This is a genomic window from Amycolatopsis sp. YIM 10 (assembly GCF_009429145.1).
In the GTDB taxonomy this organism is placed as follows: domain Bacteria; phylum Actinomycetota; class Actinomycetes; order Mycobacteriales; family Pseudonocardiaceae; genus Amycolatopsis.
In genome coordinates this window covers 9,734,251-9,754,240 of sequence record NZ_CP045480.1, presented here as the reverse complement: position 1 = coordinate 9,754,240, position 19,990 = coordinate 9,734,251, and the positions used below count along the sequence as shown (strand labels likewise).

At 71.5% G+C, this 19,990-nt stretch carries 21 protein-coding genes; 16 read left to right on the top strand and 5 right to left on the bottom strand.

What is annotated here, in order from left to right; translation table 11 throughout:
* Window positions 1-55: 55 nt before the first annotated feature.
* From YIM_RS45280 to YIM_RS45270, 3 genes are all read left to right on the top strand, one after another.
* Window positions 56-973 carry a DUF4349 domain-containing protein gene (locus tag YIM_RS45280; RefSeq protein WP_228004410.1) on the top strand — a complete coding sequence of 306 codons (918 nt, stop codon included), beginning with the start codon at window positions 56-58 and terminating at the stop codon, window positions 971-973.
* Window positions 974-1,645: 672 nt separating this feature from the next.
* Window positions 1,646-2,389 carry a phosphoglyceromutase gene (locus tag YIM_RS45275; protein WP_153037673.1) on the top strand — a complete coding sequence of 248 codons (744 nt, stop codon included), beginning with the start codon at window positions 1,646-1,648 and terminating at the stop codon, window positions 2,387-2,389.
* 185 nt (window positions 2,390-2,574) lie between these two features.
* Window positions 2,575-3,489, top strand: a complete 915-nt coding sequence (locus tag YIM_RS45270; protein WP_153036197.1) for a GNAT family N-acetyltransferase — start codon at window positions 2,575-2,577, stop codon at window positions 3,487-3,489.
* Between the two features lie 17 nt (window positions 3,490-3,506).
* Here the strand turns inward: YIM_RS45270 and YIM_RS45265 are convergent, their stop codons facing one another.
* Both YIM_RS45265 and YIM_RS45260 read right to left on the bottom strand, forming a co-directional pair.
* Window positions 3,507-4,397: a hypothetical protein gene (locus tag YIM_RS45265; protein WP_153036196.1), complete on the bottom strand. Its 891-nt coding sequence runs from the start codon at window positions 4,395-4,397 to the stop codon at window positions 3,507-3,509.
* Complete coding sequence (locus YIM_RS45260; protein ID WP_153036195.1) at window positions 4,394-5,020, bottom strand: DNA-binding response regulator; 627 nt, start codon at window positions 5,018-5,020, stop codon at window positions 4,394-4,396. The genes YIM_RS45265 and YIM_RS45260 overlap by 4 nt, the downstream gene beginning before the upstream one ends.
* Before the next feature lie 65 nt (window positions 5,021-5,085).
* Here YIM_RS45260 and YIM_RS45255 point away from each other — a divergent pair, with 65 nt between their 5' ends.
* The 13 genes from YIM_RS45255 to YIM_RS45195 all read left to right on the top strand — a co-directional run bounded on the left by YIM_RS45255 (window position 5,086) and on the right by YIM_RS45195 (window position 17,013).
* Window positions 5,086-5,934 (top strand): oxidoreductase, encoded by an 849-nt coding sequence (locus YIM_RS45255; protein WP_228004409.1) that lies wholly within the window; start codon window positions 5,086-5,088, stop codon window positions 5,932-5,934.
* Between the two features lie 107 nt (window positions 5,935-6,041).
* Complete coding sequence (locus YIM_RS45250) at window positions 6,042-7,268, top strand: cell wall metabolism sensor histidine kinase WalK (protein WP_194239963.1); 1,227 nt, start codon at window positions 6,042-6,044, stop codon at window positions 7,266-7,268.
* Window positions 7,265-7,954, top strand: coding sequence for a response regulator transcription factor (locus YIM_RS45245; RefSeq protein ID WP_153036193.1), 690 nt, complete (start codon window positions 7,265-7,267; stop codon window positions 7,952-7,954). The genes YIM_RS45250 and YIM_RS45245 overlap by 4 nt, the downstream gene beginning before the upstream one ends.
* A gap of 60 nt (window positions 7,955-8,014) precedes the next feature.
* Window positions 8,015-9,013, top strand: coding sequence for a Ppx/GppA phosphatase family protein (locus tag YIM_RS45240; protein WP_153036192.1), 999 nt, complete (start codon window positions 8,015-8,017; stop codon window positions 9,011-9,013).
* The gene (locus YIM_RS45235) at window positions 9,010-10,488 is read left to right on the top strand and encodes a hypothetical protein (RefSeq protein WP_153036191.1); all 1,479 of its coding nucleotides are present in this window, start codon (window positions 9,010-9,012) and stop codon (window positions 10,486-10,488) included. Before YIM_RS45240 ends, YIM_RS45235 begins: the two co-directional genes overlap by 4 nt.
* A gap of 12 nt (window positions 10,489-10,500) precedes the next feature.
* A complete protein-coding gene (locus YIM_RS45230) occupies window positions 10,501-11,292 on the top strand; it encodes a sugar phosphate isomerase/epimerase (RefSeq protein WP_228004408.1) in 792 nt (263 codons plus the stop codon).
* 80 nt (window positions 11,293-11,372) lie between these two features.
* Window positions 11,373-12,293, top strand: coding sequence for a proline dehydrogenase family protein (locus YIM_RS45225; RefSeq protein WP_153036190.1), 921 nt, complete (start codon window positions 11,373-11,375; stop codon window positions 12,291-12,293).
* Entirely contained in the window at window positions 12,290-13,111 is an 822-nt protein-coding gene (locus YIM_RS45220) for a thioesterase family protein (RefSeq protein WP_153036189.1), read from the top strand. Before YIM_RS45225 ends, YIM_RS45220 begins: the two co-directional genes overlap by 4 nt.
* Window positions 13,112-13,138: 27 nt before the next feature.
* Complete coding sequence (gene proC, locus YIM_RS45215; protein ID WP_153036188.1) at window positions 13,139-13,945, top strand: pyrroline-5-carboxylate reductase; 807 nt, start codon at window positions 13,139-13,141, stop codon at window positions 13,943-13,945.
* Between the two features lie 241 nt (window positions 13,946-14,186).
* Window positions 14,187-14,405 carry a helix-turn-helix domain-containing protein gene (locus tag YIM_RS45210; protein WP_153036187.1) on the top strand — a complete coding sequence of 73 codons (219 nt, stop codon included), beginning with the start codon at window positions 14,187-14,189 and terminating at the stop codon, window positions 14,403-14,405.
* Between the two features lie 118 nt (window positions 14,406-14,523).
* Window positions 14,524-14,625, top strand: coding sequence for a 30S ribosomal protein bS22 (locus tag YIM_RS45205; protein ID WP_017986394.1), 102 nt, complete (start codon window positions 14,524-14,526; stop codon window positions 14,623-14,625).
* A 286-nt stretch (window positions 14,626-14,911) separates the two neighbouring features.
* The gene (locus tag YIM_RS45200) at window positions 14,912-15,997 is read left to right on the top strand and encodes an NAD-dependent epimerase/dehydratase family protein (protein ID WP_153036186.1); all 1,086 of its coding nucleotides are present in this window, start codon (window positions 14,912-14,914) and stop codon (window positions 15,995-15,997) included.
* An 8-nt stretch (window positions 15,998-16,005) separates the two neighbouring features.
* Window positions 16,006-17,013, top strand: a complete 1,008-nt coding sequence (locus YIM_RS45195) for a lysophospholipid acyltransferase family protein (protein WP_153036185.1) — start codon at window positions 16,006-16,008, stop codon at window positions 17,011-17,013.
* A gap of 11 nt (window positions 17,014-17,024) precedes the next feature.
* Here YIM_RS45195 and YIM_RS45190 read toward each other — a convergent pair whose 3' ends face one another.
* The 3 genes from YIM_RS45190 to YIM_RS45180 form a co-directional block, all read right to left on the bottom strand.
* A complete protein-coding gene (locus YIM_RS45190) occupies window positions 17,025-18,011 on the bottom strand; it encodes an HAD family phosphatase (RefSeq protein ID WP_153036184.1) in 987 nt (328 codons plus the stop codon).
* Between the two features lie 65 nt (window positions 18,012-18,076).
* Window positions 18,077-19,126 carry a DUF5667 domain-containing protein gene (locus YIM_RS45185; protein ID WP_153036183.1) on the bottom strand — a complete coding sequence of 350 codons (1,050 nt, stop codon included), beginning with the start codon at window positions 19,124-19,126 and terminating at the stop codon, window positions 18,077-18,079.
* Between the two features lie 72 nt (window positions 19,127-19,198).
* The gene (locus tag YIM_RS45180) at window positions 19,199-19,879 is read right to left on the bottom strand and encodes a sigma-70 family RNA polymerase sigma factor (protein WP_153036182.1); all 681 of its coding nucleotides are present in this window, start codon (window positions 19,877-19,879) and stop codon (window positions 19,199-19,201) included.
* Window positions 19,880-19,990 lie beyond the last annotated feature (111 nt).

Sequence of the window (19,990 nt, the reverse complement as noted above, 5' to 3'; positions counted from 1 at the left end):
TGCCGGTCGTGCAACTGTCCTGAGCCCGTAGTCCGTCTACTCGCCCATGAAGCGCATGGGACAGAGACGTTTTGCGGTGGCGGCGCTCGTGCTGGGGGCCATGGTGCTGGGCGGGTGCACCGCCGAAGACAAGGGCGCGAGCAGCAGCGGGACCGCCGCCGCGCCGGAGATGGCCACACCGAACGCGGCTCCGGACAAGGGAACGGAAAAGGGGGCGGGCAAGCCCCAGCAGCAGAGCGAGAGCGCGCCCGCCGGGGACGCGGGCGTGCCGCCGGGCCAGGCGGTGGCGATCACCGACCGGAAGCTGGTGCGCACCGCGACGCTGTCGCTCAGCTCGGGTGACGTGGCCGTGACCGTGCAGAAGGCCGCCCAGATCGCGACCGGCGCGGGTGGTTACACCGGGCAGGAGCGCACCGACGAGAGGTCGGCGTCGCTGAGCATCGTGGTGCCCGCCGAGCGGCTGGACCAGGTGCTGTCCGATCTGGCGGGCACCGGCGAGAAGGTGCTGCGGCGCGAGTTGCAGACGAAGGACGTCACCGAAGAGGTGGTGGACGTCGAGTCGCGGCTGAACAACCAGCGCGCGAGCGTGGAACGGGTCCGGGCGCTGCTCGGGCAGGCGGGCTCCATCAGCGAGATCACCTCGGTGGAGCGGGAGCTGACTTCGCGGGAAGCGGAGCTGGAGTCGTTGCAGGCACGGCAGCAAGCATTGGCGGGGAGCGTGGCGATGTCGACCATTTCACTGAACGTCAGCATGGTGCCGGTCGGCCCGGCCACGGTCGAAGAGGACCGTGGCTTCGTCGGCGGCCTGGCGGGCGGCTGGGACGCTTTCCTGGATTTCGGCAGCGGCCTGCTCACGGTCCTGGGCGCGGTACTGCCGTTCGCGGTGCTGCTGGGCGTGCCCCTCTTCTTCGCCATCCGCTACTTCCTCTCGCGGCGCCGCGTCGCGGCAGCTGCTCCGCCAGAGAACTCTTGAGGGCGGCCATCCCGGTTTTTCAGTGTGACTACGGCGGGCTCGGCTTGCACCCAGTGATGCGGCGAAGCCGCGAACCAGTCAAAGGCAACCACCGGAGATCACCGGCGTTGGTTCCTGCCAGACGTGCCCAGCGCCCGCCAAGGTGAGGAACTCGCACCGTGGGGGTCCGGGGGCTCGGCCCCCCGCTACCGGCACGCCGTCCCGCCGCCGGGGCGAAGTGGCGAAGCCACGAAGAGCCCCGGGGAAAGGCGGGACGGCTCGAGGGAGGGGGGAGTCGCGAACTCGAGCCGCCCCGCTTAACGTTCCCGCCGCTTCTGGACCCGGTGACGAGGGGGGTGCCAACGGGGCCGGCGGGCCGCAGCTCGGCAGGGGGGAGACGAGCTGCGTCCTAGCTCGCTCAGGCCGGGGAGTGCGTGGATCCGGCCGAGCGAGTCGATAGCCAACTTGGCAGAAGCGGGTCTGTAATCACAAGACTACTCGCTACTCCATTCGAGTGAAATCTGTCGGCGGGGCTAACTTAGTGCAGTTCGATCGGCAACCGAATACGGACTTGCGTGTCACTACCAGCATTCGGGTGATACGCCTACCCGGCGGTAACGCACTGTGGGTAGAACCCTGTTCACCCTGCACCCGACCTCGCCCGCCCGGCGCGTGGCTGGCAGGCTGACCACCATGGCCGATCTAGGGACCTTGGTGCTCCTCCGACACGGGCAGAGCACGTGGAATGCGGAAAACCTGTTCACCGGCTGGGTGGACGTGCCGCTGTCCGAGCAGGGCGCCGCGGAGGCGAAGCGCGGCGGTGAGCTGCTCGCCGAAGCGGGGCTGCTGCCCGACCTCGTGCACACCTCGCTGCTGCGCCGCGCGATCTCGACCGCGAACCTCGCGCTCGACGCCGCCGACCGGCACTGGATCCCGGTCCGCCGGGACTGGCGCCTCAACGAGCGCCACTACGGCGCGCTCCAGGGCAAGAACAAGAAGCAGACCCTGGAGCAGTTCGGCGAGGAGCAGTTCATGCTCTGGCGCCGTTCGTACGACACCCCGCCGCCCGAGATCGATCCCGCCGACGAGTTCAGCCAGGCCGGCGACGCGCGGTACGCGGGTATCGAGGCGCCGCTGACCGAGTGCCTCAAGGACGTCGTCAACCGGTTCATCCCGTACTGGGAGTCCGACATCGTGCCGGACCTGCGCGCGGGCAAGACGGTGCTCGTCGCCGCGCACGGCAACTCGCTGCGGGCGCTGGTCAAGCACCTCGACGGCATCTCCGACGCGGACATCGCCGGGCTGAACATCCCGACCGGCATCCCGCTGCGCTACGACCTCACCGAGGACCTGAAGCCGATCAATCCCGGCGGCACGTACCTGGACCCGGAAGCCGCCAAGGAGGCCGCGGCCGCGGTCGCCAACCAGGGCCGCTGAGCGAAAATGGCTTGACGCGCGTCACGGACGCCGGGATACGGTGTCCGTGACGCCCGCTGGGACGAGGAAGAGGTGTGAGCGATGAACGTGAAACGATTTACCGCTCCCGCCGCCACCGGGCGTCGTCAGCTTGCCGACCGCTGACCGGGAGCGTGTTCCCCTACCGCTCCTGAAAGGCATTCACCTTGACCGATCTGGTCATCCGCCCGCTCGCCGCGGGCGAAGGTTCGCTGTTCGACACCCTTGACCTCCCGCAGCTGGTCGGGTTCGGCATCTTCGGCCGGAACTTCGCCGAGATGTGGGCCAAGGGCGAGTACCGGCCCGAGTGGACCTGGGTCGCCCTCCGCGAAGGCCGCGTGGTCGCCCGCGCCGCCTGGTGGGGTGGTCCCGAGGACACCGAGCCGGTCGCACTGGACTGGTTCGACTTCACCGAGTTCGACGCCGGGGTCGCGTTGTTGCGCGCCGCCGGGTTCCGCGTCCAGTACGAGCTGGTGCTGCCCGCGGACTGGCGTGAGCGGCCCGACGTCGCGGCCGCCCGGCAGACCCGCCTCGACGCCGCGTTCGAGGCGGGGATGCGGCTGCTGGTCGACCGGTTCCGCTACACCTGGACCCTCGACGACGGCCTGCCCGAGCGGCCCGGTCGCCTCGAGTTCCGGCCCGAACCGGACGACGACGCGATCCACGCCGCGTTCATGCGCACCCACGAGGGCACGCTCGACGCCCACGCGCGGCGCGCCATCGCCCAGGGTGGTCTGAAGCAGGCCGCCGACGAGGAGCTGAAGTTCCTGCGCTGGCTGCCGTCCCCGCGCGAGTGGTGGCGGCTGGCCTACACGCCCGGCGGCGACCTGGTCGGCGTGACCGTGCCGGGCCGCAACTACTCCGGCGCGGTGGTCGGCATCATCGGCGTGGTGCCCGAGCACCGCGGCCACGGTTACGGCTACGACCTGCTGGTGGAGTGCACGCACGTGCTGGTCGAGGCGGGTGAGACCACCGTGCTGGCGGCGACCGATCTCGGCAACAAGCCGATGGCCGCCGCGTTCGAACGCGCCGGGTACCCGGTTTCGCAGGAACGCGCCGTGCTGGAGTGGCCGACGGACTAGGTCGGCGCGGAGCTCCGTCACAGCACGGTCGAGAGGGCGCGGAACTTCCAGCCGTCCGGCTGCCGCGCCAGCTCGAACGCCACCCGGACCACCTTCTCGGCCGGTTGCGGGCTGGCGGTGCTGACCACCGAGGTCTTCACCACGGCCAAGCCGAGCACCAGATCCGGCGTGGCGGACTTCGCCGCGACCGCCGGGTCCGGTGCGACGGTGACCTTGCTGCCCTGCGACCGCACCGCCTCCGCGGAACTCTGTTGCGAGGCGCGGATATCCGAGAGCAGGGGTTCGGTGGAGATCGCCAGCTGACGCTGATACCAGCCGTCGACATCGGTGCTGTCGAGTTCCATGAAGGCCACCAGGCCGGTGCGGGCCGCGGCCAGCGCGGAGTCACGCGCTTCGGCCACCGGCCCGCCCGGTGACGCCGGTACCGGCGCGAGCGCCGGGTTGACCACGATGTCGGCGGCGCGCCAGGTGGTGCCTTCGCGCTGGGCCGTCACCAGGACCGCCGCACCGCCGGTGCTCGGCGAGGCGGAGCCGGGCATGGTGCTGGTCTGGTCGAGCATCATCAGCACCTTCGCCGAGGTCGGCGTCAGTTCGGCCACCGCGGCCTCGCGCGCCGTGGTGGTGACCGTGGCGCCGGCCTGGCGCACCTGGCCGAGCATGCTCTCCACCTGCGTGCGCGCGGCGCCGGTCAGCAGCTTCGCGGCGGCGTCGGCCTGCGTGCCGGGGCTGGCCGGGTCGTAGCTGAACACCGACTCCATCGCGGACTTCGACGCGGTCAGCACGTCGCTGGTCGCCGCGACGTCGACCAGCGCCAGGTTCGCCGGGGCGGGCGGCAGCGCGGGCGTGCCCGGCACCGCCTGCGTGCACCCCGCCAGCACCACCAGGCACAAAATGGGCCAGATCCTCAAAGCAACCCCAGTTCTCCCGCTCGGACCCCCGCCTGGAAGCGCGAGGTGGCACCCAGTGCGGTCATCAGTTCGGCCACCCGGCGGCGGTAGGTCCGCAGGCCGAGTCCGAGCGAGCGGGCCGCGGTCTCGTCCTTGCAGCCCGACGCCAGCATGTCGAGGATGCGCGGCGCCAGCACCCGGATCTCGGCCACCCGCGCGTCGTACACGGCCAGCTCGGTGGCCCCGCGCCAGGCCGCTTCGAACAGCGACACGATGCCCTGCACGGTCTCCTCGGCGGTCAGCACGCTGTACGAGCGGGGGCCGGGGACGGCGTCACCGGCCAGGATGACCACCCGCTGGTCGAGGATGATCGTCTCGTTGATCTCGTCCGCGCTGATCCGGACGTCCGCGCCGAGCGACACCACGTGCTGGATGCGGGCGTTGGCAGCCTGGTCCAGCAGCACCGGCGGCCGGTAGATCTTGCGGACCCGCTTCCCGTGGACGTCCGCGGGGGTGGCCTGGGGAGGGTGGGCCGCGGCGAAGGTGTTCAGGTCGGCGGCCGCGCACGCGACGTCGGTCGCGCTCGCGAACAGGTGCGCGGTGCGCGCGAACAGTTCCTCTTCACCCTTGACCACGGTGATCACAGGTCGATTCTGGCAGCAAGTTGCCGATGGTGGATGACAAAACGATGACCGCGAAGGCTGGGGTCATGACCAACTCCACCTGGAAACTCGGTGACAAGATCGTGCACCGGCTCGGCTTCGGCGCGATGCGGCTGGCACTCGGCCCGAACGGCGCCGAACGCGACCCCGACGAGGGCATCGCCGTGCTGCGCCGGGCCGTCGAACTCGGTGTCGACCACATCGACACGGCCGCCTTCTACTTCCACGGCCCCGTCGTCGCCAACGACCTGATCAAGCGGGCACTGGCGCCCTACTCCGACGAGCTGGTGATCGCCACCAAGGTCGGCCCCAGCCGGAACGCGGCGGGTGAGCACCAGCCGGAGGCCCGGCCCGACCAACTGCGCGGGCAGGTCGAGCAGAACCTGCGTGAACTCGGCCGCGACCAGCTCGACCTGGTGTACCTGCGGATCGGCAACGCGCTCGACCGCGGTTCCGGCTCGCTCGCCGAGCGGTTCGGCGTGCTCGCGGCGCTGCGCGAGCAGGGCCTGATCCGGCACCTCGGCATCTCCAACGTCGGGCCGGAACACCTGGCCGAGGCCACCGCGATCGCCCCGGTGACCGCCGTGCAGAACTGGTACGGACTGTCCAAACGGGACGACGACGCGCTGCTGGACACCTGTGCCGAGCGGGAAATCGCCTTCGTCCCGTTCTTCTCGGTGGATGGTGGCGCACCGGACGGGGTGGCGCGGATCGCCGCCGCGCGCGGCGTGACCGAGGCGCAGATCCTGCTCGCCTGGACCCTGCACCGGTCGCCGAACGTACTGGCCATTCCGGGCACCGGCAGTGTCACGCATCTCGCCGAAAACGTGGCCGCCGGGACCCTCGAACTCTCGACGGAGGAACTCGACCGACTGAATTCGGCTACGAATGCGTGAACACGCACTGACGGGCGCGCGAACAAACCGCCCAAAGGTGTCACGGGCGTCACGACGAGGCAGCCAGGACTAGGCCAAACGGCCACCTACCTGCTTACGATTCCCTCGTGACCGTGCCCGCTTCACTCGCTCTGGCCATCGGTGCACTGGTGGTCGGCGCGGTAGCCGGTTTCCTGGCGGCCTCGCTGCGCCGACGGCGCACCGAGCGCCGACGGCCGGTCGGTCCCACCGTGGCCGAACTGCTGTCCCGGCTGATCCACTCCTCGACCAACGGCGTGGTGGTGCTGAACCGCTTCGGCGACATGGTGCTGCACAACCCGCGTGCCGAGGAGCTGGGCCTGGTCCGGGACAACCGCGCCGACGCCAGGGCCCGCAAGGCCGCCGAGCAGGTGGTCGAGACCGACGACCCGATGGAGATCGACCTGTCCCCGCTGGAGACCAGGGGCCGCCAGCCGGAGGCGGTGCTCGGCGTGCTCCGCCCGCTCGGGGACGGCTTCACCGTGGTCGAGGCGGTGGACCACTCCGACGCGGTCCGCCTCGAAGCCACCCGGCGGGACTTCGTGGCCAACGTCAGCCACGAGCTGAAGACCCCGGTCGGCGCGATCGCGCTGCTCACCGAGGCCGTGCTCGACGCCGCGGAGGACACCGAGGAGGTCCGCCGGTTCGGCGGCAAGATCCTGCGGGAGTCGACGCGGCTGGGCCAGCTGGTCACCGAGCTGATCGCGCTGTCGCGGCTGCAGGGCGCCGAGCGGCTGCCCGACCTCAACGTGGTCGAGGTGGACGCGGTGGTGCGCGAGGCGCTCGGCCGGGTCCGGCTCTCGGCCGAGTCCGCCGAGATCGCGGTGACCACCGACCAGCCCAGCTCGCTGCTCATCGAGGGCGACCGCACGCTGCTGGTCACCGCGTTGTCCAACCTGCTGGAGAACGCGATCAACTACTCCTCGCCGGGCAGCCCGGTCTCGGTCAGCAGGCGGCTGGTCGACGGCGCGGTCGAGATCGCCGTGACCGACCGCGGCATCGGCATCGCCGAGGAGGACCAGCAGCGCGTGTTCGAGCGCTTCTACCGGGCCGACAAGGCCCGCTCGCGGGCCACCGGCGGGACCGGGCTCGGCCTCGCCATCGTCAAGCACGTCGCCGCCAACCACGGCGGCGACGTGCGGCTGTGGAGCAGCCCGGGGACCGGCTCCACGTTCACCCTGCGCATACCCGCGCACCTGCCGGAGAACGGCCGCGCCGCCGTCCACGCTCAGGCCACCCGCGCCGACATGCCCCCCGAGCGGACTTCCCGCCTCGTGGTTGCCCAGGACGCCACCGATCATGGAGGACAGTTGTGACCAGGGTGCTCATCGTCGAGGACGAGGAGTCGTTCGCCGACCCGCTGGCCTTCCTGCTGCGCAAGGAGGGCTTCACCGCCGCGGTGGCCACCACCGGGCAGCAGGCACTGGAGGAGTTCGACCGCAACGGCGCCGACATCGTGCTGCTCGACCTGATGCTGCCGGGCATGAGCGGCACCGACGTGTGCAAGCAGCTGCGCCAGCGCTCCGGCGTGCCGGTGATCATGGTGACCGCGCGCGACAGCGAGATCGACAAGGTGGTCGGCCTGGAGCTGGGTGCCGACGACTACGTCACCAAGCCGTACTCGGCCCGCGAGCTGATCGCCCGCGTGCGCGCGGTGCTGCGGCGCGGTGGGGAGCCGGGCACCGACGGTGAGCTGGCCCCGCTGGTGCTGGCGGCCGGTCCGGTGCGGATGGACGTCGAGCGGCACGTGGTGACCGTCGACGGCGCGGACGTCTCACTGCCGCTCAAGGAGTTCGACCTGCTCGAGTACCTGCTGCGCAACGTGGGCCGCGTGCTCACCCGCGGGCAGCTGATCGACCGGGTGTGGGGCGCGGACTACGTCGGGGACACCAAAACCCTGGACGTGCACGTCAAGCGGCTGCGGTCGAAGATCGAACCCGATCCCGGCTCGCCGCGGCACCTGGTCACCGTGCGTGGTCTCGGGTACAAGTTCGAGTCATGATCTCGGTTTAATCTCGGTTGCCGACCAGCGGGTCTGCTCAGCCGGGTACCGTTTACCCCCGTGCGCCTTGGGGTCCTCGACGTCGGCTCGAACACCGTCCACCTGCTCGTGGTGGACGCGCACCGTGGTGCGCACCCGCTGCCGATGCACTCCGAGAAGACCGTGCTGCGGCTCGCCGAGCAGATCACCGGTTCCGGTGAGCTGAGCAAGGCGGGCGCGGACGACCTGGTCCGGGCGGTGGAGTCGGCCAAGGCGGCGGCCGCGCGGCTGGACTGCCGCGAGGTGATGGCCTTCGCCACCTCGGCCGTGCGCGAGGCGAAGAACTCGGCGAAGGTGCTCCGCAAGGTCACCGAGGAAACCGGCGTGGACCTGCAGGTGCTCTCCGGGGTGGACGAGGCGCGGCTGACCTTTCTCGCGGTCCGCCGGTGGTTCGGCTGGTCGGCGGGCAAGCTGCTGGTGCTCGACATCGGCGGTGGCTCGCTCGAGGTCGCGATGGGCATGGACGAGGAGCCGGAGCTGGCCGAATCGCTGCCGCTGGGTGCCGGGCGGACCACCCGCACCCGGTTCAAGCACGACCCGCCGACCCGGTCCGAGCTGATCGCCACCTCCGCCTGGCTGGAGGAGCAGCTGGCCGGGCTGGCGAAGAAGGTGGCCAAGCTGGGGCTACCCGATCGGGTGGTGGCCACTTCGAAAACCTTCCGCTCACTGGCACGGCTGACCGGTGCGGCGCCGTCGGCGGACGGACCCCGGGTCCGCCGCGCGCTCACCGACACCGCGTTGCGGCAGCTGATCGCGTTCATCTCGCGGATGACCGCGGCCGACCTGGCCCAGCTCGAAGGGGTCAGCGGCAGCCGGTCGCACCAGCTGGTGGGCGGTGCGCTGGTGGCACAGGCGGCCATGCGAGCTTTGTCACTGCAGGAACTCGAGATCTGCCCGTGGGCGTTGCGGGAGGGAGTGATCCTGCGGCGGCTGGACCATTCCAACGGGGCCGAGGACACTGCACTGGGCGGACGGGGACTGGACTTCGACGACGGGCGACAGGCACGGTGGAAGGGATGACCCAAGACAGCGGTGGCGAGCAGCCCCAGAAGACGGTGGCCGAACTGCTCGCCCAACACGGTGCACAGGGCGGCTCACGCCGCCGTCGTCGGCGTGCCGACGACGAGGAGGAAACTCCCCGGCGCGACATCAGCGACACCGCTCCGCAGGCGATCATCGAGCGAGTCCAAGGCGACACCCCGCCCCCGGCGAACCGGCGCAACGGCGCCCCTCGCCGGTCGGGCTCGCGACACGACTCCGGCGCGCTGCCACGGCCGCCGAGGCAGGACAGGCAGGACTCGGGCGCGCTCCCGCGCCCCCAGCAGGACTCCGGCCCTCTGCCGCGCCCCCAGCAGGAGTCCGGGGCGCTGCCCCGGCCCCAGCCGGACGAGCCGCCCGCGCGCGCGCCTCGCGGCTCACGCCGTTCCGCGGCCGAGACCCCGGTCGACCCGCCCACCCGGCGGGTCCCGACGCGGGCTCGCCGCCAGCAGCCCCCACCTCCGCCGCCCCCGGTGGCGCCGCCGCCCGGCGCGCTCTCGGCGCGGCTGGACGGTCTGGACGGCGAGGCCGAGACGCCCGCCGCCGAGCCGGAGCCGGGTCCGCCGCCGACCGGCGGGTACCCGGTGCCGCCGCGTGCGCCGCGCCGCCGTAGCGGCCCGGTGCGCCGCCCCGCGCCGCCGAAGCGCGAGGAGCACACCGAGCAGATCCCGGTGGTGCCCGACGAGCCGGACAACGGTCCGCCCAGCGGGTACAACAGCGGTTATGCGAGCGGGTACGCCAGCGGCTACCAGAGCGGGTTCGCGCCAAGAGCGCCCCAGCCGCCACCGCAGGAGCCCCCGTTCGAGCCGGAACCGGAGCTCGACGAGCCACCCGCCGGGCTGGCCGGCTGGCGCCAGCGCCGCGAGGAGGCGCGCCTGGAGGACACCCAGGCCGCGATGACGCCGGTGGACGACCCGATGGACGGGCCGCCCGGCGACCCGTACGCCAGCGGGCAGTTCGCCTCCGGCCGGTTCAGCACCGGCGACTTCGAAGCCGTGCAGCGGCCGGTCGCCGGGGAGCTGGGCGGTCCGGGGTACGGCGACGACTTCGACGGCCCGCCGCGTCGCAACCGCGCCCCCGGCTACGACGACGGTTTCGACACCGAACTCGATGCCCAGGACGGTGATTTCGCCGAGCTGGACGACCCGTACGGCGGGGTCGCCGGAGTCGACGAACTCCCCGAGGAAGAGGCTTCGCCGGGCAAGCAGTGGCTGGTCATGGGCGCGCAGCTGGCGCTGGGCGTGGTCGGCGGTGCCGGGGTCTGGCTGGGCTTCAACTGGCTGTGGGGCAGGCTTCCCGCCGCCGCGCTGATCGCCGCGCTGGTGGTGATCGTCGCGCTGGTCTGGATCGTCAGGAAGATCCGCCGGGCCGACGACATCCAGACCACCGTGCTCGCGGTGCTGGTCGGACTGGTGGTCACGGTGTCCCCCGCCGCGCTGCTCCTGCTGTCCAAGTAGGACCATGCCCGCGTGAGCATTCCGATCGGCCTGTCCACCGCCTCGGTCTGGCCGCTGAAAGCCGGCGCCGGGTTCGAGCTCGCCGCCGACCTCGGTTACGACGGGGTCGAGGTGATGGTCTGGGCGGATTCGGTCAGCCAGGACGTCGGCGCGCTGCGGAAGCTGTCGAAGCGCACCGGGATGCCGGTGCTGTCGGTGCACTCGCCGTCACTGCTGATCACCCAGCGCGTGTGGTCACCCGATCCGGTGGTCCGGCTGCGCCGAAGCGTGGAGGCGGCACAGGAGCTGGGCGCGGCCACGGTCGTGGTGCACCCGCCGTTCCGCTGGCAGCGACGCTACGGCGACGGCTTCGCCGACCTGGTCGCCGAGCTGGAGGACGGCAGCGGGGTGGCGATCGCGGTGGAGAACATGTTCAAGGTTCGGCCGCCGGGCGGGAACCGGGACGCGCGGGTGTCGGCGTTCCGGCCGTCGATCGACCCGACCGACGTCGGTTACCGCCACTACACGCTCGACCTGTCGCACACCGCGGCCGCGCGGATGGACCCGATCGCGCTGGCCAGGCGCATGGGACCGGGCCTGGCGCACCTGCACCTGGCCGACGGCACCGGCCTGCCCAAGGACGAGCACCTGGTGCCCGGCCGTGGTGGGCAGCCGTGCGCAGAGGTGCTCGAACTGCTGCGGAGCACCGGGTTCGACGGGCAGGTGGTGCTGGAGATCAACACCCGGCGGGCCGGTGAGCGGGCGCGCCGCGTCAAGGATCTGGCCGAAGCGCTGCTGTACGCCCGCCTGCACCTCGGCCAGTGAAATAACCAAGATCATCTTGTCTGGCCGACAGGCCGCCGGGTGACTCGGTTTCAGCCGACTGAACACGTAAAGTTTCCGGCGTGAACCCCGTACGCTCGACGATCCTCGCCGCCGCGGGCAACGACCGCCTGCGCCGGCTGGTCGCCACCGCGCCGGGCACACGTTCGGTGGTGGAGCGCTTCGTCGCCGGGGAGAGCTGCGCGCGGGCGGTCGAGGCGGTGCGCGGGCTCGCCGCGGACGGGCTGACCGCCACGCTGGACTACCTCGGCGAGGACACCACCGACGCCGAGCTGGCCGAGCGCACCGTGCGGACCTACCTGACCCTGCTGGACCAGCTGCACGGCGAGGGGCTGGCGCGGTACGCGGAGGTGAGCGTCAAGCTGTCGGCCGTCGGGCAGAAGCTGTCCGGACGGCTGAGCGTGGACAACGCCTACCGGATCTGCGCCGCGGCCGAGCAGTGCGGCACCACGGTCACCTTCGACATGGAGGACCACACCACCACCGACGCCACCCTGGCCACGGTCGCCCAGCTGCGCCGCACCTGGCCGTGGGTGGGCGCGGTGCTGCAGTCGTACCTGCGCCGGACCGAGGCGGACGCGGTGGCGCTCGCCGGGTCCAGGGTCCGGCTGTGCAAGGGTGCCTACGCGGAGCCGGAGTCCGTGGCCTTCGCCACCGCGCACGAGGTGGACCGGAGTTACGTGCGGGCGGCGAACGCGCTGCTGTCGGGTGACGGTTACCCGATGTTCGCCACGCACGACCCGAGACTGGTGGAGATCCTCGGGGAGCGGGCGCGCTGGTACGGGCGCAAGCAGGGCAGCTACGAGTTCCAGATGTTGTACGGGATCCGGCCGGACGAGCAGCGCCGGCTGGCCGGGGAGGGGGAGACCGTGCGGGTGTACGTCCCGTTCGGGGAGCAGTGGTACGGCTACCTGATGCGGCGCCTTGCCGAGCGCCCGGCGAACCTCGGCTTTTTCCTGCGCGCGCTGGCCAGCCGTTCGTGAGCGCAGCGGAAGAGGCCGTGCCGTTCGGCGCGGCGATTTCGGTCCGCTCGCTGAGCGACGGCACGTTCACCGCCGACCTGCGGCCGGAGTGGTCGATCGGCACCCATCCGCACGGCGGTTTCCTGCTGGCGCTGCTGGCCAGGGCCGCGCAGTCGGCGCTCGCCGAACGCGGTGAGCCGCAGGCGGAACCGCTGGTGGTCTCGGCCGAGTTCCTGCACCCGCCGGCCATCGGGCCGGTGCTGCTGCGCACCGAACTGCACAAGCTGGGCCGTCGCGCCACCGTCGTCGGGGTGCGGCTGGAGCAGCGCGGGCGCAGCTGCGTCGAGGCCAGGGTGACCACCGGGCGGCTGCCCGTCCGCCGTCCGGAGTGGACGGACGTGCCGCCGGTGCCCGCCGAACCGCCGCCGGGCGCGATCCAGATCGGCGGCAACACCGCCGAAGGCGCGTTCAACCTGGCGAAGGCCTGCGACGTCCGGCTCGACCCGGCGACCGTCGGCTACCTGGCGGGGCGGACCGCGGACGCGCCGCGGATCCGGCTGTGGGTCCGGCCGCGAGTCGGGCAGCCGGACCCGTACTTCGCGCTGCTCGCCGGGGACGTGAACCCGCCGGTGGTGTTCAACGTGGGCCGGATGGGCTGGGCGCCGACCGTGCAGCTGACCGCGCTGGTCCGCTGCCGACCGGCGCCGGGCTGGCTCCGCGTGCAGGTCGACTGCCGGTCCATCCACGAAGCCTGGTTCGACTCGGACGCCACCGTGATCGACTCGGCCGGTCGCCTGATCTGCCAGTCGCGGCAGCTGGCACTGGCCCCCGGGAGCTGACCCCCGCGCCCCGGTGATAATCGGGGCATGGCTGTCATCGCGGTGCTCGGAGCGGGAAAGATCGGCGAGGCCCTCCTGTCGGGGCTGCTGCACGGCGGGCGCAAGCCCGACGAGCTGCTGTTCACCGAGCGCTATCCGGAGCGCGTGGAGGAGCTGACCCGCCGCTACGGCGTGCGCGGGGTCGACGTGCCGGAGGCCGCGAAGCTGGCCGACGTGCTGATCGTCGCGGTCAAGCCCCAGGACATCGAGCCGCTGCTCGACGAGCTGGGCCCGCTCCTGCGCCAGGAGACCCTGGTCGTCTCGCTGTGCGCGGGCCTGCCGACAGCCCTCTACGAGCGGCGGCTCGCCGACGGCACCCCCGTCGTCCGGGTGATGCCGAACACCCCGATGGTGGTCGGTGAGGCGATGAGCGCGATTTCACCCGGTCGGTACGCCACCGCCGACCATTTGGCACTGGTCGAGGAGCTGCTCACCTGCGTCGGCAGCGTGGTCAGGGTGCCCGAATCGCAGCAGGACGCGGTCACCGCGCTCTCCGGTTCCGGTCCGGCCTACTTCTTCTTCCTGGTCGAGGCCATGATCGACGCGGGCATCCTGCTCGGCCTGCCGCGCAACATCGCCGAGAAGCTGATCGTGCAGTCCGCCGTCGGCGCGGCGAAAATGCTCGCGGAGACCGGGGAGCACCCGGTCACGCTCCGTGAAGCGGTCACCTCGCCGGCCGGCACCACGATCAACGCGATCCGCGAACTGGAGAACCACGGGGTGCGCGCGGCACTGATCGCGGCCATCGAAGCGGCGCGTGACCGATCGGTCGAACTGGGCAACGCGCACGACTGATCGAGGCAGCGCGACACACCGCCGAGAGTGGTCTCCGGCGACGCACGGGCGCCTGTTCCCCCAGGTGGCTGGCCAGCAAACGGGCGAATGTTGGCGATATCGGGCCTGGTTGGGGCCATTTCCGGTGACAGGCGTCGCATTAGTCTCACCTGTCCCGCTACCCTCGCTAGAAGCACGTGCGTGTCGGTACCGCCGGTGGGGAAGCCGCGCGGCGCGACACGTGTCGAAGGACGCGGTGACTATGCCGACGAAGAAGAAACAAGAGGACCTGACACCACCACGCCAGGTCCAGTTCCTGACGGTTGCCGAGGTGGCCACGCTGATGCGGGTCTCCAAGATGACCGTCTACCGGCTCGTGCACTCGGGTGAGCTCCCGGCCGTCAGGGTCGGGAAATCGTTCCGGGTGCCGGAGAAGTCGGTGCACGAATATCTGGACAGCGCCTACTACGACGTGGGATGACACCTCCCCCGCCGACCGGTGGCCGTCCGGCCACCGGTAACCTGATAGGCCGCTCGTCCTGTTGCGCTGTACGCCGCGCCGGGCCGGGTGATCACTGACGAGAGGTTAAGGAGCACCTGTGGGCTCGGTCATCAAGAAGCGCCGCAAGCGCATGTCCAAGAAGAAGCACCGCAAGCTGTTGCGCCGCACGCGGATGCAGCGTCGCAAGCAGGGCAAGTGAGCGGCGAACCACAGGTTCCATCGGCTGCGTGAAGCAACGCAGCGAACGGCCCGTCCGGCTCAGCCGGGCGGGCCGCCGCCATTAGTGTGGTCCGTCCCCGGAATCGGTTGAGCTGCGTTAACAGCAGGTAAGACGGTCTTCCGGCCTGCCCGTCGCGCGGTAACATCTCGGGTGCGCCAGCGCGATACGGTCTTGCGTAACCAGCCGCGCACTGAGTGACAGCGTCCGGAGTTGCGGCTGTCCCGCCCGAGGAACCGATGCCCGCACACACCCGCCAGGGGGCCGAATGCCGTCCAAGATCGTGCTCGTCACCGGAGTCGGCGGAGAGCTCGGCGGGCGCCTGCTCGCCCGCCTCGGCAGCAACCCCGACCTCGAGCGCGTGATCGGCGTCGACACCACCCCGCCGGCCAAGTCCGTGCTCCAGCGCATGGGCCGGGCCGAATTCGTCCGCGCCGACATCCGCAACCCGCTGATCGCCAAGGTGATCAGCACCGCACAGGTCGACACCGTGGTGCACGCCTCCACCACCTGCCACCCGGCCGGCCCCGGCCGCCGGACGGCGATCAAGGAGGTGAACGTGATCGGCACCATGCGCCTGCTCGCCGCGTGTCAGCGATCGCCGCAGGTGCGCAAGCTGGTGGTGAAATCCACCGCCGCGGTGTACGGCGCCAGTTCGCGGTCACAGGCGGTGTTCACCGAGGACTCCGAGCTGATCCCGGCGTCGAGCAGCGGTTACGCCAAGGACGCGGTGGAGATGGAGGGTTACGTGCGCGGGCTGTCCCGCCGCCGCCCGGACATCATCATCACCATGGCGCGGTTCACCAACATGATCGGCCCCGAGGTCGACACGGTGCTTTCGCGTTACTTCTCGCTGCCGGTGGTGCCGACGGTGCTCGGTTACGACGCGCGGATGCAGCTGCTGCACTCCTCGGACGCGCTGGCCGTGCTGGAGCAGGCCACACTGGAGGACAAACCGGGTGTGTTCAACGTGGGCAGCGAGGGGGTACTCACGCTCTCACAGGCAATCCGCCGGGCGGGCCGGGTCGAGTTGCCCATGCCGCGCGGTGTGGTGCCGTCGGTCGGCAAGGTGCTGCGCGGGGCGCGGGTGGTGGACTTCTCCGCCGACCAGGTCCGGCTGCTGAACTTCGGCCGGGTGGTGGACATCACCAAGCTGCGCAAGGACTTCGGCTACACGCCGCGGTGGACCACGCGTGAGGCGTTCGACGACTACGTGCAGGGCCGCGGGCTGCGGCCGGTGCTCGACGGGCCGCGGCTGGCCAAGCTCGCCGGCAAGGTGGCCGTCGCCGCCGCCACCGGTCAGGCAGGCGGAACGGGTTCAGGGACAGAAGGGAAGGCAGGGCGCAGGAAGTGACCACGAGCATGAGCGCGCAGGTGATTCCGCTGCACGGACCGGGCCGCGAGAAGGCCCCCGAGCCACCGGCCGCGCCTCCGCGGCCGGAGGGCGCCGCGGAGGAAGCGTCCAGGCTCGCCGACGCGCCGGTCGTCCCGTTCCCGAAGGCGCGGCCCGCTGCCGTGCCCGCTGAGGCCGAGCTGCCGGACGCGCTGGTCACGCTGCTGAAGTTCGTGCGCAACCGGCTCACCGGCGACTACACCGTCGACGAGTTCGGCTTCGACGCCGAGCTGACCGACGCGCTGCTGATGCCGCCGTTCCGCGCGCTGTACGAGAAGTGGTTCCGGGTGAGCACGCACGGGGTGCACAACCTGCCGGTCACGGGTGGGGCGCTGCTGGTCAGCAACCACTCGGGCACGGTGCCGCTGGACGCGCTGATGACCGCGGTCGCGGTGCACGACGAGCACCCGGAGCACCGGCACCTGCGCGGACTGGGCGCCGACCTGGTGTTCCGGATGCCGCTGGTGGGTTCGCTGGCGCGCAAGTCGGGGCAGACGCTGGCCTGCAACCCGGACGCGGAGCGGCTGCTGCGCGCGGGCGAGCTGGTCGGCGTGTGGCCGGAGGGGTTCAAGGGCATCGGGAAGCCGTTCTCCTCGCGGTACAAGCTGCAGCGCTTCGGCCGCGGCGGCTTCGTCTCGGCGGCGATGCGGACCGGGGTGCCGATCATCCCGTGCTCGATCGTGGGCGCCGAGGAGATCTACCCGAAGATCGGCGACATCAAGCCGCTCGCGCGGTTGCTGGGGTTGCCGTACTTCCCGGTGACGCCGTTCTTCCCGCTGTTGGGGCCGCTGGGCGCGATCCCGCTGCCGACGAAGTGGCACATCGAGTTCGGCGAGCCGATCCGCACCGACCAGTTCGGCCCGGACGCCGAGGACGACCCGATGCTGGTGTTCAACCTGACCGACCAGGTGCGCGAGTCGATCCAGCAGACCCTCTACCGCCGCCTGGCCCAGCGCCGCAGCATCTTCCGCGACTGAGGGGCAGGGCGTCAGCGGCGCCGGTAGGCGAGACCGGCGGCGACCGCCCCGGCCACCGCACCGGCGCCGAGAACGGAGGGCACGCCGATCTTGGCGGCCTTCCGGCCGGTCCGGAAGTCCCGGATCTCCCAGCCCCGCGCCCGCGCGACCTCGCGCAGGCCGGAGTCCGGGTTCACCGCGACCGAGGTGCCCACCGCGGAGAGCATCGGGATGTCGTTCGACGAGTCCGAGTACGCGGTGCACCGGCGCAGGTTGAGGCCCTCGCGCGCGGCCAGCGCCCGCACCGCGTGCGCCTTCGCGCGCCCGTGCAGCAGGTCGCCGACGAGCCGTCCGGTGTAGACACCGTCGACGCTTTCGGCGACCGTGCCGAGCGCGCCGGTCAGGCCGAGCCGTCGCGAGATGATCGCGGCCAGCTCCACCGGGGTGGCGGTGACCAGCCAGACCCGCTGCCCGGCGTCCAGGTGCATCTGCGCCAGCGCCCTGGTACCGGACCAGATCTTCTCGGCCATCAGCTCGTCGTAGATCTCCTCGCCGACGTCGACCATCTCCTGCACCGTGCGACCGGCCACAAAGGACAGCCCCTTTTCCCGGTGCGACTTGATGTCGTCGTGGTTCTCCCGCCCGCCGACCCGGAACTTCAGCTGCTGCCAGGCGAACCCGGCCAGGTCGGAGGTGGTGAAGAAGTTCCGCGAGGCCAGCCCGCGGACGAAGTGGAAGATCGACGCGCCCATCATCATCGTGTTGTCCACGTCGAAGAAGGCGGCGGCGGTCAGGTCCGGCGGCGCGGCGGCGACGGGCGGCTCGGCCCGGTCGCTCTCGGCCGGTCCGGCGACCGGCTCCGGCGGCACCTCACCGGCGGCCAGGTCCTGCGCGGGCACGGTCAGCACGGCGGACGGCGACTGCTCCATCGCGACGGCGGCCTCGGCGGACGCCTCACCGGCCAGTTCCGCGAGCCGCTCCAGTTCCTGACTCTTATCCCTGCCACTCCACCGCGACACGCTCACCGCCTCCGATTTGTGGGAAACGCCTGTGCACAGGGTAGCGAGCCGGAGTGGCCGCCGGGTTACCAGCCGACCCTCACCTCGGGCAATCCCGGCAACAGTGGGGGAAGTCTCAGGAGTTCACCAGGTGGCGGCGGCATTATCGGCGGCCGGGGCCGGGTGACCGGTGGTGGCGTCTCGATCACTGGTGGTGCTTCCGGCGAGGGGGCGACGAGCACCGGCGTGGCCGTCACGGGGCTGTCGTCGACCGGTGGGGTGGCCACCGTGGGTGACTCCGGCCGGTCGACCGGGACCGGCGCCGGGATGCCCGGATCGGCGGGGTCGGCGGGGTCGGCCGGTGGGATACCGCCGAGCGCGCAGCCGCCGGTGGCGGGCAGGGCGCCGAGATCGTCGTACCGGCCGGAGGTGATCTGGTAGCAGCTCATCCGCTCGGCGAGCGCGGCCGCGCGCCGGTCGACCCGGTCCACCAGCGCGACAGCGTTGTCATAGGCGGCACCGGCACCTTCTGGCACCGACGGCCGCAGGTCGGCGAGCAGGCGCGACTGCTCGGCGGCCCACGCCCGCAGGCCGGTCAACTGGGCGCCCGAGGTCCCGGTGGCGACCGCGGTCAGCTCGGCGGTGCCCTCCCTGGTGGCCTGGCCGAAGCTGTCCAGCGCGGCGCGGAACTCGGCGGCGTCGTGGCCACCGAGTTCGCGGAGTTCGGCGAGCCGCCCGCCCGCGTGGTCGAGCCGCTTGCCCGCCCTGGCCTCGTCGTCGAAGGTCAGGCCGACGGTGGCGGTTTCACCGGCGAGTTTCATGCCGTAGAGGGAGTCGCCGGGCAGCGCGTCCCCGGCGAGGGCCACGCCGAGACCGCCGATCGCGATCAGTCCGGCCAGCCCACCGGCCACCACGGGGCCCAGCCGCGGCCGTCGCCGGGGCTGGGGCGCGACCGGCCGCGCCTCGATGGCGGCGGCGATGCGTTCCCTGGTCTCCGGGCCGGGGGAGGCGGCGTCGCCGAGCCTGCGGAGCCGGCCGACCAGGTCCAGCTCGTGGCGGAACTCGTCGTCGTCCGGCGACGGGTTCTCGACGGCGCGCGCGAACCGGTCCCGCTCGCGCTCCCAGGGCAACTTCACGGCTGGCTAACGAACAGCCGATAACGACAGTTACGGCGTACTGGCCAGTATCAACCCGGAGATCGGCCCGGACTACCGCAATCCGCTCGGCATGAGCTGGGCCAGCCGCCGGACGGCGCGGTGCTGCAGTGCCTTGATGGCGCCCTCGTTGCGGTTCATGATCTCCGCCGTCTCGGCAACCGAGAGGCCCTGCATGAACCGCAGGAGGATGCATTCGCGCTGGTCACTGCCCAGTTCGTCGATGCAGCGGAACAGCTCGGAGCTGGTCGCGCGGCTGATCACCTGCTGCTCGGGACCCGCCGGGCCCGGCGCGGTGGAGCCGGTGAACGGGCTCGCGCCGCCCTCGGAGACCTCGTCGGTGACCACTTCGAGGCGGAAGCGGCTGGACTTGACGTGGTCGAGGATGAGGTTGCGGGCGATGGTGACGAACCAGGCGCCCACGTCCCGGCCCTGGTAGCTGACCGAGGTGATCCGGCGCAGCGCGCGCAGGAAGGTCTCGCTGGTCACGTCCTCGGCCAGGTCGCGATCGCCGAGGCGGAACAGCACGTACCGGAAGACCATGTCGACGTACCGGTCGTACAGCTTGCCGAAGGCGCCGGCGTCGCCCTGCTGGGCGGCGTGCACCAGGTCCCACGCTTCGGCCTTGACGGCTTCGGCCTGGGCGGTGCGCTGCGCGGCGACCTCCCGGCGGCTCGGCACGCTCGTGCCGATGAGCGCGCCCGAACCACCGGCCAAGGCGACTTGCAGGCTCATCGATTCGCACCTCCCGGGCCCCGCTGGCGAGCCGTTGGCTGGTCACGGAGTGATCAACACCACCCAAGGACCAGTGCAGCATACGTGTTGTTACCGCGAAGTAGGTAGTGG